The organism is Moorena sp. SIO3I8 (assembly GCF_010692325.1).
Lineage (GTDB): Bacteria > Cyanobacteriota > Cyanobacteriia > Cyanobacteriales > Coleofasciculaceae > Moorena.
In genome coordinates, this window is the sequence record NZ_JAAHHW010000083.1 from 1 (window position 1) to 17,091 (window position 17,091).

The 17,091-nt window shown below is 44.0% G+C and carries 10 protein-coding genes; 2 read left to right on the forward strand and 8 right to left on the reverse strand.

Translation table 11 applies throughout. The annotated features are described in order from the left end of the window. Window positions 1-313 precede the first annotated feature (313 nt). From F6K51_RS25060 to F6K51_RS25090, 7 genes are all read right to left on the reverse strand, one after another. Entirely contained in the window at window positions 314-4,105 is a 3,792-nt protein-coding gene (locus F6K51_RS25060) for a response regulator (protein ID WP_293025320.1), read from the reverse strand. A gap of 88 nt (window positions 4,106-4,193) precedes the next feature. Further along, on the reverse strand, window positions 4,194-7,235 hold the full coding sequence (locus F6K51_RS25065; protein WP_293025322.1) for a methyl-accepting chemotaxis protein: 3,042 nt from the start codon (window positions 7,233-7,235) through the stop codon (window positions 4,194-4,196). 233 nt (window positions 7,236-7,468) lie between these two features. Next, window positions 7,469-10,240, reverse strand: a complete 2,772-nt coding sequence (locus tag F6K51_RS25070) for a methyl-accepting chemotaxis protein (protein WP_293025324.1) — start codon at window positions 10,238-10,240, stop codon at window positions 7,469-7,471. An 8-nt stretch (window positions 10,241-10,248) separates the two neighbouring features. Further along, window positions 10,249-10,524 (reverse strand): hypothetical protein, encoded by a 276-nt coding sequence (locus F6K51_RS25075; RefSeq protein WP_293025326.1) that lies wholly within the window; start codon window positions 10,522-10,524, stop codon window positions 10,249-10,251. A 133-nt stretch (window positions 10,525-10,657) separates the two neighbouring features. Beyond that, complete coding sequence (locus tag F6K51_RS25080) at window positions 10,658-11,203, reverse strand: chemotaxis protein CheW (RefSeq protein WP_293025328.1); 546 nt, start codon at window positions 11,201-11,203, stop codon at window positions 10,658-10,660. A 29-nt stretch (window positions 11,204-11,232) separates the two neighbouring features. Further along, entirely contained in the window at window positions 11,233-11,598 is a 366-nt protein-coding gene (locus tag F6K51_RS25085) for a response regulator (RefSeq protein WP_293025330.1), read from the reverse strand. A gap of 98 nt (window positions 11,599-11,696) precedes the next feature. Then, complete coding sequence (locus tag F6K51_RS25090) at window positions 11,697-12,905, reverse strand: response regulator (RefSeq protein WP_293025331.1); 1,209 nt, start codon at window positions 12,903-12,905, stop codon at window positions 11,697-11,699. Between F6K51_RS25090 and F6K51_RS25095 the strand changes: the two genes are divergently transcribed. Both F6K51_RS25095 and F6K51_RS25100 read left to right on the forward strand, forming a co-directional pair. Continuing rightward, window positions 12,905-13,072, forward strand: coding sequence for a hypothetical protein (locus F6K51_RS25095; protein WP_293025332.1), 168 nt, complete (start codon window positions 12,905-12,907; stop codon window positions 13,070-13,072). The two genes, F6K51_RS25090 and F6K51_RS25095, sit on opposite strands and share 1 nt — an antisense overlap. A 504-nt stretch (window positions 13,073-13,576) precedes the next feature. Continuing rightward, window positions 13,577-14,830, forward strand: a complete 1,254-nt coding sequence (locus F6K51_RS25100; protein WP_293025333.1) for an FtsX-like permease family protein — start codon at window positions 13,577-13,579, stop codon at window positions 14,828-14,830. A 225-nt stretch (window positions 14,831-15,055) separates the two neighbouring features. On the opposite strand, the gene F6K51_RS25105 is transcribed toward F6K51_RS25100, so the two are convergent. Then, a complete protein-coding gene (locus F6K51_RS25105) occupies window positions 15,056-16,405 on the reverse strand; it encodes an NB-ARC domain-containing protein (RefSeq protein WP_293025334.1) in 1,350 nt (449 codons plus the stop codon). Window positions 16,406-17,091: the final 686 nt, after the last annotated feature.

The following is a 17,091-nucleotide window of genomic DNA, read 5'->3' on the forward strand; positions in this document are numbered from 1 at the left end:
GATTTCATCACAAATTCCAGCCACTATTCCACAGTGGTCAAGATCCTGTACTCTGATATTAGACGCTTCAATTTTACTCATCTTTTAAAAATACCGGATTTTGGAATCACACCTGCGGAATGTGGGTGGTAAAGTTAGGATTAAAAGTATAATGATGCACTATAATTCAAGGCTATGGGTGCAAGTAAATGATTAGTAGTGGAGACCCCTCAAGAAGCTAATTGCTTATTGCTTTGAGCTAAACGCTGATTAGGAATGGCTGATAGCACATCAAGTAGCACCATCTGTAGCGCATTAGCTGATCAATTAATACTTAAACTTCAGATTTACTTTGTTCAATAATGTTTTTTATTTTTCCAATAAAATCTTGTTCAATATAAGGTTTAGTAAAGTAAGCGTTAGCCCCCAAATGCATTGCTAAACGCTGATGTTTTTCACTGCTACGAGAGGTAAGCATTGCTATAGTAATTTTTGATAACTGAGGGTCTTGGCGACGTTGACCAAGAAACTCAAAACCGTTCATATTCGGCATTTCAATATCACAAATTATCATCTGCACTTTCGAACTTTGCCGCAATTGTTCCAAGGCTTCGTGTCCATCCCGAGCCTGTAACACTCGGTAACCCGCTTTTTGCAAGCTCATAGCCAAGGTTCGTCGTAAACCTGTCGAATCATCCACAATTAAAATTGTGGGAAGTGGAGCAGTTTTAGCAGGAGTTTGAGTCCGGTTAACCGATGACTTTTTCTTAGTGGTAGCTTCGAGTATATGAGACAAGCTTCTCGGTTTAGTCTCTTCTTGGCTTTGAGCTAAAAATTGCTCTAGCAGGGCGTTACCATCCATCACCGGAATTAAACTACCATCCCCCAAGATGGTACAACCATAGGTATAACTGGGAGCCGCAAGCACTTTGCCAAAGGGTTTAATCACTAGCTCTTGCTCTGTGATCACGCGATCGATTTCTAACCCAAAAGCCTGCTGCTCTCGACGCATTACTACCAGAGGTAATGCCCAATCTTCAGGGGTCGGAACATAGACTAAAGCTTTGCTAGGAGTAGTTTCCCTGACTGGACAGTTATATTCCAAAAGATCAGACATGGTATAAGTGGGAACCATTTGTCCGCGCCATAGCAAAAACCGTTTTGTCCCAGATTTTTGCATCTGATCCCCCTTGGGAACTACAATTTCCTCAATACTGTCTGATGGTAAAGCGATAACAATTGGACCGACTGTAGCAATTAGTAATTTAGCAATGGTGAGAGTTAACGGCAGGCGTAGGGTAAAGGTTGTACCCTTACCTGGAGATGAGGTGACAGAGATTTTACCTTTGAGAGCTCGAATTTGAGAGCGTACTACATCTAAACCTACTCCCCTACCAGACAGTTCACTGACTTTAGCTGCGGTGGAAAATCCTGGCTCAAAAATCATCTTTAACAGTCGGGATGGGGGAGCTTTAGCAATTTGTTTGGCTGACAACAATCCCTTGGCCAATACTTTTTTACGAATGCGTTCAATATTAAGACCTTCACCGTCATCCTTAACTTGAATAATGGTTTGATTGCCTTTATGATAGGCCCGAATTTCAATTTGTCCTTCCTCTGATTTACCTCGTTTCCTCCGAATTTGAGGGGATTCAATGCCATGATCAAAAGCATTCCGGAGTAAATGTAGTAAGGGGTCATAAAGTTTTTCGAGCACTGCTCTATCTACCAAAACCCCTGTACCACTAAGCTTGAGTTTTGCTGGCTTGTGGTGTTGGGTAGAAAGATCCCGTAAAGCCCGGGGAAAGCGGTTGAGTACTTGACCCAGAGGCAACATCCGCGCCCACATCAGCTCGTCTCGTAGCTGAGAAAGCATTTGCCGCTGTTGTTCCAAGGTCTGATCAGACTGCTGAGCAAATAGGGTTATATCCCCCACGGCTTCTTTAAGCAGCATCATTTCTTCCTGTAGTCCTTGGATCAAAGCATGGACGTTGCTATAGCTATCCATTTCCAAAGAATCAAACAGGGGTTTGTTAAATGGGTCTGACTCACTCTCTAGGCTCTTTTGGCCTGACCACGTTACCGATTGCTGGGGTGAGTTTCTCTCACCGACAGAATTCGTCCCTTGCTGGTTCAACTCATTCTGACTAAGGGAGGCAAAGCTAGGATTTGACACCATTGATCCAGCACTTGAGGCACTCGCTAGACTCTGATCAGATAACTCTTGTATTTGACTAACAATGGTTTGACAAAGTTCAAATCTTTGGGTTAGTTCCCGCACTGCTGCTTGTAATTGTTCATTTTGCAGGCCAATACTATTGCGGTTAATCACTAGTTCCCCTACCAGATTGTTCATCCGTTCTAGTCGCTTTAAGTTAACCCGGACTGAACTCTCGGGGGAGATAGAGGTTGGACTTTGGCTGGGATGCTGTGACGGCTTAGGAGTAGATTGATTAGATCGAGTAGGTTGATGCTGCTGGGATTTCGCCGATTGAGTGGGTGGGTTGATAGCTAATTCATTGGCTAAGAATGCGGCTGCTGGTAGCGTTGGTGGTGATGGAACATCTGAAGCAGGCATATCCTGGAGCGGTGGCAGGCTTTCAAAGATTTGTTCAATCTTTTCCACAGCAGCTTCCAGGGTTTTTGGTACCTCTAGGGATGAGTTCTTCAGGGGAGCAGAAGCAGTGCTTGATGGATTTGGGGAATTCGCTACTGGTTTAGATCCTGGGGTAGGGTCAGCCTTAGAGTTACTCAGGTCTTGCTGGTCTTGCTCCGAGTGTGGAACAGTTTCTGCTGTCGGGGAAATGGTTTCCTCTGGGAAAGATGCTTCTGCCTCTTGGACTGGGTTAACTTGATCCTCTGAAGGCGTAGATTGATCAGATGGTATGTCTTGACTGGCTTGCCCCAAGTCACTAGTTCTGAGATCAGCAAGAATCGGTGGGCTCAGAGGAACTTCCTGAGCTGGCAGGTTCACTTGGGGTTGCTGGGCAGTAGTTTCAGTTTCCTGGGCTAGAGCAACGTCTTCAAAGAGTAAGGTCTGTTGATCTTGGTTAAAGTTGTTAAAAATATCAGTAACATCAACTGAGTCGGTAACCTTCCAAGATGGTGGCTCAACAGTTGCTTGATCTAGGTCAGTTTCCTGATCGGCAAGGGTGGGTGAGGTCTCGAAAGTCTCTTCGACTAGTGGATTCAGTTGGGATGGTTGGGTAGCGGTTTGCTCGGATAAGGTAAAGTCTTCAAAGGCATTGGTTGCTTCGCCTAGGTTAAAGTCACTAAAGATATCTTCAAATTCAGAGGTGGTATTTAGACTATTTGTGATGTCATTAGCCGGAGGAGCAGGGGCTTCTGTTAAAGCAACTAGAGCAGTCGAGGGATTTCCCCCTTGAGTGCGATCGCCTGCTAGTACAGCAGCTCGTCCTGTTGTAAAGTCAGCTAGGGCCAGTTCAATAATTTTCAAGACTTGGTGGGGATTTTGCTCTACTGCCGCTACAGCCGTTTGGGCAATCGCTCCAAATCCGGACAAGTTCAGTAACTCAGCAAAGCCAGCAAATACGTCTGCTTGTGCCTTTAATTCCCCCACCACCTCATAATTTTGGGGATTGGCTAGGACAGAAGCAAGACGTTCTAGTCCCTGAGCCACATCAACCTCAAAAATAGAGGATACAATATCAATACCTAAGTCACCGGAACTAGGAATGTAGTTATCAACCTGTGTTAGGGCATCACCGAGTCGTTCTTCAATCTGGGCATAAGTGGATTGAGCCCTGGCTAGGGCTTGCTCTGGGTCAAAATAGCCTTGCTCAATTTGCTGGATGAGGGGGTTCCGGAGGCAGTCATAAGCTTTGAGCAGCAAGCTTTCTAGCTCAGTATCAAGTTGTACCTCGTCGCTGTAGAAAGCCTTGAAGATATCTTCGAGACGATGAGCCAAGGTTTTAATTGCCTCTAGCCCAACACTGGCAGCACCTCCCTTGATGGAGTGAGCGGCTCGCATTAAATCGTGGATCTTAGCCGTGGTTCGTTCTTGCTGGAGATTCAGTAAGCCTGTCTCGATCAGTTGCAACAGCTCTGGTGCCTCTTCGATAAAAAACTGATAGGCTTGGTCTTGGATCTCAGAGTGAGTTGCCATGGTTCTTCATTGGTCATTGGTCAAGAGAAAATTGGAAATTGGTCATTGGTCATTGGTCATTAACAAAATACTAATAACTACAATGACACTAACTCACCTTGAACTTGCCCACACTATCTTGCAGTTGCTCAGCCACTGTTAGCAGTTCTTTGAACGAGTTAGATACTTGGCTGACTTCTGTGGAGGTTCTATTCGCGATCGCTGCTACGTCAGCCATAGTGTCAGTCACTGATTCGCTGGCTTGGGTTTGCTCAACAGCTGTGATGGCAATTGCTTTGACCAACTCATTTATCTTGACCGTTACGGCAGTAATTTGATTCAAACTCTGGCGGGTCTCATCCACCAGTTTAGTCCCAACTACCACTTGCTCAGTTCCCTCTTCCATAGCGGTTGCCACCTCATTGGTTTCCGCCTGAATGTCTGCTACCAGCTTTTCAATTTCCGCCGTTGCCTCCGCCGATTGATGGGCCAAGGCTCGTACTTCATCAGCAACTACCGCAAAGCCTCGACCGGCTTCCCCAGCACGAGCCGCCTCAATAGCGGCATTGAGGGCTAACATATTAGTTTGCTCAGCAAAGCCACTAATCAGGTTGACTACCTTAGAAATCTTTTGGGACGATTCCCCAAGGCGTTTGACCTTCTTAGCCGTACTACCTACAGTTTCCCGAATCGCCATAAAACCTTCTACAGTGCGGTTCATAGCAGCATCTCCGGCTTCCACCGTTTGAGCTGCTTGTTTGACTGCGGCTTCGGCTTCAGAGGCACTGGCAGCCACAGAGCGAGTTGAGACTGTCATGTCATGAATTTTTTGTAAAGCATTAGCAATTTCCTCCGCCTGTCGTAAAGCTTCTGTGGATAGCTCTCGGATCGCTGCTTCATCTTGAGTAGTGGTGGTGGTGACTTGCTTAGTTGCCTGTTGCACTTGCACCACAAGTTTCCGCAAGCTTTCGATTGTAGCATTGTAGGAATCGGCAATAGTTCCCAATTCATCGGCAGTCACTTGGGCTCGAATAGTGAGGTCTCCTTTACTAACTGGCTCTACTTCCATCAACAGTTCTAGAGCACGCTTTTGCAGCTCCTCTTTGAGCTGGCGCTGTTCCTGAGCAAGATTTTCGGCTTCTTGGCGGGCTGCTTCCATTTGTTCTAAGGATGTGGCTCGCTGCATAACATTGCCCAGCTGAACAGATAACTGCGTCAGGAAAATGATTTCAGACTCTTGCCACTGGTGTGGGGCCCTACAATGATGAGCAATAAGTAAACCGTAGAGTGTTTCTGCGTGGACAATTGGTGTCACTAAATTTGCTTTGATTTGCAATCGTTCCATCAACTTCTCGTGGTCACGATGGAAACCTGCTTCAAATACATTATTGGTGGCAATGACACGCCCATGTTTGTAGGCATCAAGCAGTTGCTGTGGAATACAAGCATCTTCAATTTTCTTCTCAATCCTATCCTCAACCATATTTTCAACTGCTTTCGGCCAACCCGGTTGAATTGCCTCGAATCCAATGTAGCCACTACCATCCGGATTCAGGCGGTAGATAACTACCCGGTCAGCATTCAATTGATTGAGGGCTTTTTCCACCGCTTCTTGGAAGAGAGCTTTGAGGTCGAGAGATTTGTCGATGGGGGTAGCAGCAAGGTTAATAATGACCTGTGTCCGATTTGCTTCTCGACGTACCACGTTTTCCTGACTGGTAACACTCTCAGCCATTTCATTAAAGGTCCTAGCTAGCTTACCGATCTCATCGTTAGTGATCAGATTGCTTCGGACTTGGCGTGACCCTTGAGCAAATTGCTCGGCTAAGTTTTGTAGCTGCTGGATAGGTTTAGCAATGGCTCGTCCTAGCAGAATAGCTAGTAATATATCAGCAGTCACAGCCAAGATCACTACTACCAACTGTAGGAGTAGCTTGTTGCTGAGGAGGAAGTTGAGTTGAGCTTCTGAGGTTCCCCTTACCAAAAGGGCAACTGGCTTACCACTAAAATTATTTAGCGTCCTGGCAGCGATTGTATAGGTTTCCCTCCCTATCTTGATGCGTTTGGTAATCGGATTACCCTGAGCTGTTACCGCTTGATTCAGGAAAGGGGTATCGGGCAAGAAGACTTTCGGTTGAGCTTCTGCTAAATTGGTACTTTTACCCTGGTCTAAGGCAGTTGCCAAGACAAATTGACCATCCGGTTGACGTAGATATACCGCACTATAACCTCCCCCAAAAGACTTTAGGGTATCCTCGACGATAGGCAGCTTGCCATTGACAATATCCCCAGAAACCAGTACTCCCAAAACTGCCCCTGTGTCGGTGGCTCTAACCGGTGTGACGGTGTAGCGAATCAACAGATTGTTTTGCTGGACAATCCCAGCAGGTAGGAAGGGAGACTCTTGAGCAACTTCAGACCAGCTGACCAGTTCACTGGTTTTAATTTGCTGAGGATTTTCCAGAACCTGACTGACTAAGTCATTGGGATCGAAAAACTCCGCAGTTCGATCAGCATTAGCATTGACAAGAATTCGCCGATCCTTTCCCACCAAAGTGGCATATTCAATCCGACGAGTCTGGATTTCTTGCTGAAGAATATCTTTCACTTGTTTAAGCAACCCGGGGGTTAAGGGTTTACCTTGAGCATGGGTTTGAACCGCTTGAATAATTGCGCTATTGTCAGATTGTCCCCGAAAACCAAACCCCATCTGATTAATTTTGATATTATATATAATATCCATAACCGCCAATTCTGATTTGGCTTGGTTGATTAATTGAGCACGACCTCCTGTAACAATCAAAAAAGCCCCCACACCTGCTAAGCCAACTACGGAGATCACTTCTGATGTGAACAGGGCTAAGAGCTGCTTACTTTGTATAGGAAGGTTATAAAACCATTTCAAAAATAAAGATGGAAGTCTTTGGGGTGGTGCAAGCTTTGACTGGATTAACTTAGGTAGTGGTAGCAGTGATTTCCCCAGTTTAGTTTTCAGGGTAGATTTTGACAGATCCAAAGCTTGGTAGCTGCCATTATGACCATTTTCTGATAATTTATAAGCTAAATTATCAGAAAATTTAAGATCATAATTATCAATCTTGTGACCATTGTTATCCTTAAGGGAGTTATTCTGAGGAGGAATTTGAGTCATGGAATACGCCCAATTAATTAAAAATAGGTAGTTTCTCGTTGTGAAGACACCCAGGGTTTGGACATCGCTGCCACCATTGCCTAACTCGGGGTGACTGAAAAACTTCAGAAGTTACAGCCATAGAATTCCCAGTCAATCTTGTTGAGATCACAGTTGCTTTGAAAATGGCAATTAAGAATTAACAATTAACAATTAAGAATTAACAATTAACAATTAACAATTGACTAAGAACACTAACTCACCTTGAACTTGCCTACACTATCTTGCAGTTGCTCAGCAACTGTAAGCAGTTGTTTAAACGAGTGGGATACCTGCAACGCTTCTATGGAGGTATGATTAGCGATCGCTGCCACATTAGTCATAGTCTGAGTCACTGAAACGCTTGTTTGAGTTTGCTCAACAGTTACGGTAGCGATCGCTTCGACCAACTCATTAATCTTGACCATTACTGCAGTGATTTGATTCAAACTCTGCCTGGTGTCATCCACCAGTTTCGTTCCTCCTACCACTTGTTCAGTACCAGCTTCCATGGCAGCTACCACCTCATTGATTTCCATCTGGATTTGTGCCACAATTTTTTCGATTTCTGCCGTTGCTTCTGCTGATTGATGGGCTAAGGCTCGCACTTCATCCGCAACCACCGCAAAGCCTCGACCTTCTTCCCCAGCACGAGCTGCCTCAATAGAAGCATTTAACGCTAGCAAGTTGGTTTGAGCGGCAAAATTACTAATCAGGTTAACTACTTTAGAAATCTTTTGGGACGATTCCCCAAGGCGTTTGACCTTTTTGGCAGTGCTGCCTACAGTTTCCCGAATCGCCATAAAGCCTTCCACAGTGCGGTTCATAGCAGTATCCCCAGCTTGGACTGTTTGAGCCGCTTGTTTGACTGCAGCTTCAGCTTCAGAGGCTCTAGCCGCCACAGCTTGAGTTGAAGTCGTCATGTCTTGAATTCGTTGTAAAGCTGCAGTAATTTCCTCTGACTGTCGCAAAGCTTCCGTAGATAGTTCTCGAATTGCTGCTTCATCTTGAGTAGTGGTGGTGGTAACTTGCTTCGTTGCCTGTTGCACTTGCACCACAAGTTTCCGCAAGCTTTCAATCGTAGCGTTGTAGGAATCAGCAACAGTTCCCAATTCATCGGCGGTCACACGGGCACGGATCGAGAGGTCTCCTTTACTAACTGGGTCTACTTCCATCAGCAATTCCAGTGCGCGTTTTTGAAGCTGCTCTTTAGCAGTCCGTTGCTCGGTTTCAGCAATTCTTTGCCGTTCCAAGAGGTTGATCCGGTCAAGAGTTAGTCCCACTTGGTTAGCTACTTGGGTTAAGAAATCGATTTCCGAAGCTTGCCAGGCTCGAGGTTCACTGCATTGGTGAGCAATTAATAAGCCCAAAAGTTCCCCTTCAACCAGAATTGGGGTAACTAAATTGGCTTTGACCGCAAAGGGTTCTAACTGCTTCAGGTAACACGGGGTCAGACCAGCTTCATAAATATTCGGTGTTGCCTTAACTCGACCTTGGATGTACTTATAGACGTAATCCTTTGCAAAGCAAGGGTCAGCAATTTCCGCACCGAGAGCCTGGGGCCAACCTGCAGCCACGGATTCAGCAATGACAGTACCTTTCCAATTGGGGTCAAAGCGATAGACAACCACTCGATCCGCATCCAGCCCTTGTCGGCTCCCTCGCACTACCATATCCAGGATATCTTGGAGGTCAAGGGCTTGAGTTAGCTGAATAGTAATGTCTTTGAGTTGCTTAGCACGCTTAGCCTCAAGGCTTTGGTCTTGTACCAGAACTTTAATCCGGGCGACTAGGTTATTAAAGGTGTGAGCTAGGGTTTGGGTTTCTGCGGTACCACTTGGTTGAGCAATCGCATCTAAATTACCTGCAGTCACCTCCTTGGCTGTATCAGACAATTGACTTAGAGGAGCAGATAGGCGGCGGGATAAAAGCAGAACAACTACCAAAGTTACTGCTCCCAAGGCTAGGGCTATTAAGATAAACGCTACAATTAACTCATTACCAGCGCTTTGCTGTTCTGATTTGTCCACAGAAGCAACGGATACCCAATCTGTGTGTGGGTTAGTCACAATGGTATAGAACTTATCTTTATAGAGGAAGTCAACAATTTTTACCTGCTTTCCCGTTTTCTTCTTATAGGTCGAAAGTCTTTCTTCCTTTAGTGAATACTTAGCTTTGAAACGATTGAAGTCTTGCTTAGTATTAATAGTTAGCTGGGTCGGTGCCTGGACTAAAAACTTAGCAATTTCCCAAACTGCTTCACCCCCAATGATATCTTCCTCATCCAGACTACCTTCAGGGGTGAGGGTACTAATTACCATGCCTTGGCTAGTGTCTATCAGCTGCACTTGTTGGGAACCCATCAATCCGATATGTTCTAGATAAGGGAACAGTTGCTCTAATTGATTCATGGGTAGCACAGCTTTAATCACCCCAAGAAATTCTCCTGATTGAGGATCCTTGATTGCCTGAGCTAGATCAAAACCAAAGACATTAGCTGAATCATCAAAGTCCAGTTCACTGACCCAACGCCCTTGACGCTTTGCTTGTTGCCACCAGTCTTCATCCCTTTGCACAAAGTCAGAGGTGGGATTACTATAAGCAATGTTGTACCCATAGCGGTCAGTGACAAATAATTCCCCTAGACCTACATCCTTAACGATTCTCTTTAAGTAACGATTGAGTTGTGGATTGGGTTGGAGGAGCTTTGTGTTTTGAAAACGTAATTCAATCTCGTGAATAGCCAGTTTCTGAAGTTGTTGCTGTTGTGCGGTTTTGCTACTAGCATGAGCTGCATTGATGACTAAAGGATTACTCCCTAATAAGGTTGGTACAGTAAAGGTATCCTTAATCAGTTGGCTAGCTGCTTCACCAGCAATTAGAGCTTGCTCCTGCTGCTGTAATTTATTTCGCTCTTTGTCATGGTCGTGAACAATTCTGTAACTTACTAGGCTAGCCAGAGTCAGAGGAATCAATACCGTTGGCATAATCGTTGTCAACAACTGGCGGCTGAGAGTATTTTTATTCCTCTGATTTTTTTTTTTTCAGTTTTGACCAGTTCCAGGAGCTGATCTTCTGCGTTGATATCTTGGTCTGGCAAATGGTTTACCTTGGTCTCAGGTTCTTTTAACTCTTGAACAACCCGCAATTTAACGTTAGGAATAGTTGACTCAGGTAAGAGTGTCTTCACCAGCGCCTTTTTTGATTTAGCTATCTCACTATTATTGGTAGTGTTGCCATTGACATTAAAATTATTCGTTGCTTTTTTCATGATTAAATACTTAATAAAATTATTTTTTAAACCGTATTTTTTTTATAAATTTAAGCTTTAAAACTTAAAATAAATAATTATTAGTTATAATAATGAAATAATACGTTCAAGTTACATTCGATGAATAGTATAATTAAAACTTGGTATTAAAAATTAGTTTTCCATCAAAAACTACTAGCATTTCACCACCATGTTTCAGCCAATATCCCTGTAAAAACTTTGCCAATTCAGGATTCATGCTTGATGACGGCAGAGGTTGAATCAAATCGGGATTGCACCATTCAATGTCCTCTACCCGGTTGACGACCAACCCTAGCATTTGGTTGTATTTAACGCACTTAGGATCATGAGACTGGATATGCAACACTAAGGAGGTGTAGTGTGATGTGTTTACCGGTTGCTGATGCCAAGGAGTTAGTCCCACAATGTGTCCGAGATCGACCATCCAAAGAACTTCACCCCGCCAGTTGTAAACACCCATCACCCAAGGTTGCATATGGGCAATTGGAATAATTTGACCAACAGCAATAGTCAGCACTTCAGTCAGCTGATTAATTGGCATTAAAGCAGTAGTATCAGGTACTAGATGAAACCGCAGAAACTGCTGTCTAATTTCATTGGCAGCAGTTTCTGTCGCTGATGATGGGGAAGCTGAAGCTGGGATAAACTTGGATACCATGATGATCTCTGTTTTTTTATAGCTCAGATTTAGCCCTTGACCAGTTGGTTAATGATTTTTAGGAGTTCTGCGTTATCAACAGGCTTATACAGGTAAGCATCTGCTCCCTGCTTCAACGCCCAAAATTTATCCATTTCAGTATCTTTGGTGGAGCAGATTATCACAGGTATTTGGCTTGTATTAGCTTCATTTTTAAGGGTTCGACAAATTTCAAAACCACTGCGATCCGGAAGGACAACATCAAGGACAATCAAATCCAGCTGATTACTGCTAATTTTTTCTAGGGCTTCTGAGCCATTATTGGCAGTTAATACATTAAACCCATTTTCCTTGAGATAACCTCTGAAAATTTCTAGATCAGTTAATGAATCTTCAACAATTAATGCGGTAACCATTTTTATCCGATTTAAATAACTCTAAAATTATAATCAGGTAAGCAAGTGTTTCAACGGTTTTTTTTGTAAACACTTAAATTTCGGCTATCTAGTCAATTCTAATTAACTTGTTTAAGATGTTTAATGATAACTCTCAATACCTCTTCAGGATTGATGGGTTTACTCAGAAAATCTGAGGAGCCAACCATCTTAGCTCTCACACGGTCGATGATGCCGTCGTTACCGGTCAAAATCACGATCGGAGTATTGCGGAAAAAGGAGAGCCTACGCAATTGACCGCAAATTTCATAGCCATTAGCATTTGGCATGACCAGATCTAAAAATATCAACTCTGGCTTACTAGCTAACAAAGTAGCGATCGCCCTAAGTGCATCATTAATAGCCACAAAGCGATAGCCTTCTGAGGTAAGAATTTTTTCCATGCTTTGGCAGATCAGGGGACTATCATCCACGCAGGCAATCAAAGGTTTCTGCTCAGGAACAGTTTTTACCGATGTTTCGTTCGGAGGTAGTGAAACTGGAGCAGGTAAATCCGGAATCTCTATCAGTTCCACTAATCCTGATTGCAGGTGAGGTAGAATCGAGAGGGTAACTGCCCTAGTATCCCGTTTCATTAGTATGGCCAAGTCTCGTAGGGTATATTGTCCATTCAACAGCTTGGTCATAGTTTGGTAAGCCTGAGGGGATGTTTTAATTCTCAGTTGCTTGGGCTGCCTGATCATTGGTGCCCGATTAGGGCAGCGGTCTGCTACACGAGCACTTTGCCAAGCTTCCCAAAGTTGATCAGCTTCATGGATGACTTGCTCTGCGTCAATCAAGACCAGTGGTTTAAACAATGATGATAATGATGATGAGGAATCTGGTTTGATTTTATAGGTGATCTGCATGCCTTGGGTAACATCAAAAAGTATTTCTACCATGACAGACTGAATCATTTTGACGGCTTGATCACGGGTAACTTTATGCAGACCTACCCATAGGCATAGCAAATGATAGTCCCAACAGACATTGACATCTTCCCAATTGGTATTAGCTAGATCGTCTTGCAGTGATGAAAGCTGAGCAGATGTCTGAGGACAGTGAATGAGTAGGTTTCTACGCCACCGTCTCACTGGATGAGTCCCTCCGGTAGCATACATGAGGCGACCCATATAAATGTGAAATATCCATTCTTGTTTATTTGGATCACTTAGAATGAGTTGACCGCTAAACCGAGGCTGCTTCAAAATTTCAAACAACCCAGCTTGTTTGACGGAAGTAAACTCTTTGATTGGAATTAGAGGATAATTTTGTTTTATCGCCATCATTGCCTTTGGTTTACCTGATTGCCGTTGTCAGCAAAACTGATTGTCCTAGTGCTGCCATTACCGGAATAATTTGCCGATTGGGAAGAGGCTTTCTTAACCATAGGCAAGAAAAAACACCGGGAACAGTTAAAGACTTTCACCGAGATGCACAAGTAAAATATGATTGATCAGGTAACTGCTAGCTCAATGCTACAGAATTTTATGAGGTTGATGTATCCGTGAGTTTACACAAATTACAAGAGAGACACTATGGGGTATTTACGCATTGACGGAAGTTTTTGATTATTTATGACCTTCTATGCCAGAAAACTACTGAAATGTATCAATCTTGCCACTGAGCCGTGTTGCCATCTTGGCAGGGATTTACAAAAATTTACTGGTTAGTTAATGTTAGTTAATTAAAAGTCTATGAGTTACACTGGCTTTATGACTTTGACTGTAAGTATTCAGAAGAACGCGCTACACCCATGAAACCCTTGCCCTATTAAGTTCTGGAAGCTTTTTAAATCAAGAGAGTAAGCCCATGGACTAGTTTTCGTGACTGGCGCTTGGGATCAGGTCTTCTTCGAAGGCAAGGTTGGGAGAAATAACAATTACCAAAAACCCACACCTTACAATTTATAAGCTCTCGGACGTGATATTACTTAAAAGTTATCTCGGCATAATCTCCTATGGTCTCTATTGCTCGCAAAAACCTCTGGGCAGACATTCCTCGCTTTCTGGTCGCTCAAGCAGGAATTATGTTTGCCGTTAGCCTAGTCACAATCCAAACTGGTCTGCTCAACGGGTTCACTCGCTCTACAGTTCTTCTGATTGAGGGATCCGAGGCCGATATATGGGTAAGTTCTGACCGAATGGTTCAGTTTGAGCTAACCGAGCCACTTTTAAAGAATCAGCTGGATCAAGCTCAAGGAGTCAAAGGTGTGGAGCGAGCAGAAGCACTACTGATGGGGTCAGGTCGATGGCGTCCTCTTAAGGGAGATACCAGTCCTGTTACGTTGATTGGATTTGACCTAGGGGGAAAACTGTTCCAACCCGGAACAATCACTCGGGGTAGACTGAAAGCCCTTAAGGAGCCTTACACGGTTATGGTGGATCAAAGCAGATTACCGACGCTCAATCTCAGAGATATCGGTGATACCGCTACGGTTAACTTCTTGCCTGCTCGATTGGTCGGCTTAACCACGGAGAGTCAATCCCTTGTAGCTAGCCCATTCTTATTTGCTTCCTTAGAAAATGCCAATACCTATATCAACACAAGCTATACCTCTAAGCTTAACTGCACTGTAGAATCTTCAGATAATTTGCAGTGTACTACTATTTACGAAAAGTCAAAGTCTTTGAATAAGTCTGATGAGTCGGAGATTCCTGAACCTACACCTTTGAGCCTAACAGACCCCATTACCTATATCATGGTAAAGGCTAAACTAGGGCAGGATCTTGAGCAACTCAAGCAGAATTTAGAAGCTGCTTTACCCGGGACTCGTGCTTATACGAAGCTTGAGATGGCACGCAAGACCCGAAATTACTGGCAGGTGCGAACAGGTCTTGGTTTTGTATTGGGTCTAGGTGCTGCTGTGGGAGTGATTGTTGGCATGGTAGTTGTCACTCAGATTCTCTACGCCTCAGTTTCTGACCATATCAAAGAGTTTGGTACCCTAAAAGCAATGGGCGCACCGGATCGGTTTATTTATAGTGTTATAGTCGAACAAGCATTGTGGATGGCTGTTCTTGGTTATGTGCCTGGTATGCTCCTTTGCTGGGGGTTGAGTGTGTGGGTTAAATCAAAAGGAATTATCCTTTTGATCACACCAGTGTCTGCCACAGGTGTTTTTGGCATAACTGTGGTAATGTGTGTCACTTCCGGTTTGTTCGCTATCCAAAAGGTGACTCGTATTGATCCAGCTATTGTATTTAAAGCCTAGAAACCCTGTTGAGTCATATCATATCCAATTTAATACTTATCATTCTTGGTTGTTGGTAACTTGTTAATTTTTTTTTATTTTAAAGTGTTAATTGACCGTTGACCATCAACACTTTAAAATTAACGACTTACCTGAATAGGAATTGATTAACTGGAATCGATATCACCCAATTATAAAATTGAACTTTTAATAGTTTCAAAAAATTAGTCAACTGGGATATTATGACTATTCTCGCTCAGCAATTAATTGGTTAGTCACTTCCATGACTGCAGGAGGCAAGGTGAACCCGCCTTGAGATTTTTCCACTAGAGATCGCTGTCTCAGGGAGGCTAGAGCCCTGAGTAATTCCTGAGGCGATATCTCCAGTAATTCATCCTGTAATTGAGTTAGAATTACAGGTTCTTTGTGACTAGCCATTGTATATATAATTTTATGTTCCAAATCTGATAACCGATCTAAGATTTCTTCGATAAAGTCACTAACGTCATGGGTAAATAGGGTAGTTGCCAAAAAATCGGTCACACTGCCATCAAAAACTTCTTTGATGGTTATGGCAACAAGTTTTAACATCAAGGGATTCCCACGATACGCCTTAATTAAATAGTCCCAGTTTTTCTGCCCAGACAATCCTTTTTCCTGCAAAATATACTGAGCGGCTTCCCCTAAACCTTCAAGTTTTAAGGAACGCACAGGTGAAGTCTCTCCTTCTTGTAACGAAATTTCGCTGAGTTTCTCCTGAGTGGTAATCAACAAACAGCTTTGATGGGGTTCTTCTCCCCAGCGTCTGATGAATTCACCATAGCCTTCATAGCCTTCTCGGTAGATGCCCGCAAGTGTACCAATCTGTAGAATAGATTCGGCACCGTTGAGGACTATCAAACAGCGGTGTTGGCGGCAGTACTCAATTAGTTGGGAGATACGCTCCTTGGCAGTTTGACAACTAGGGAGTGGGTTTGACCCCTCGGCGGTTTCATATCCTACAGTTTCTAGGGGCCCAGATAAAGATTGGAGCAGTGCTGCTAGGATATCCTCTAACCGGGGTGCCTGACTTAAGGAACGCCATACCACATACTTGAACTGATCCTGAATTTGTTTAGCCAGCTTCACTGACAAGGTGGTTTTACCAATCCCTGCCATACCCTGTAGTGCCACCAATCGGCAACGATCCTTAACAATCCATGTTTCTAACTGGCGTAGTTCTTCAGTGCGACCATAGAAAACAGAAACATCTGGTGCCTCACCCCAATCCATGTGCTTGGGGTTTGAGGATTGGACAGTAGAGATAGGGGTATAGCTTCTGCAGTTAGAGGAGATATCCTGGGTTTCTATATGAGTCTGATAGCGATTGACCAGCAGCTGTTGCAGTTTGGTTAGCTTTACAGGCCCTGTCCCTGATATAGGAAACTTTTTGTAGACCTCGCTGAGTCTTTTGCGCACTGCATGTTCACTAATGTCGAGGGTTTTTGCGATCGCGTTTGTCGATTGACCCTCCATCGCCAAAGCCACAACCTCCAGCTCGGCTTTAGATACACCGTGTTCATTTGCGATCGCTTTTAGAAAGTCATAGGGAATCACAATTGCACGCTCATACTCATAGAAACCTGATAGTTCATTGTAAATCCTCTTTCTGAGAACTGCTTGCCATTTTGGTCATTAATATGAGTTTTACCTGCCAGTTGTGTCCCGATCAATTCAAACCCATCTCTGGCTGAAAGACTTTGTCAAACCCCTATGGTTGAGGCATTTGCTGCCGGTTTGTGTTTCTTAAATCCATCACAGATGTAAGTCTGTTGGTCAGACGCTCCTCAAAAACTATGGCTAGGGATATCAACGAGGAGGGGTAACTTCAGTCATCATAGGAAGAACCTGAGTTCGACCTAACGCTGAAAGCCTTAATCTATCCTAGTCTCTGAAAGCCTGTATCCCTGCGGTGCGACCCTAGGGCGCGAGCAATCCCTCGCGCCCTAGGAGGCGCGCACCGTGATTGTTTCGTGGAGTGTACCCTGATCTCGAACTCACGTGAAGAGGGGACTCACAACCGACCTAGAATGGCTTGCTGTGTACTACCAGTTCTACTTCCCGTTAAATACTCACTCTGCTAAAATTCATTGTTATGAATTTTAACCTGAGTTCAACGTAACGCTGAAAGCCTTAATATACCCTAGTTGTCCAAAGCTTGTATCCCTTACTGTTTCGTGGAGCGATCGCTTATATCGAACTCAGGTTGAGCAGGTTTTTTGTTGCCCTTCACCACTGACTAA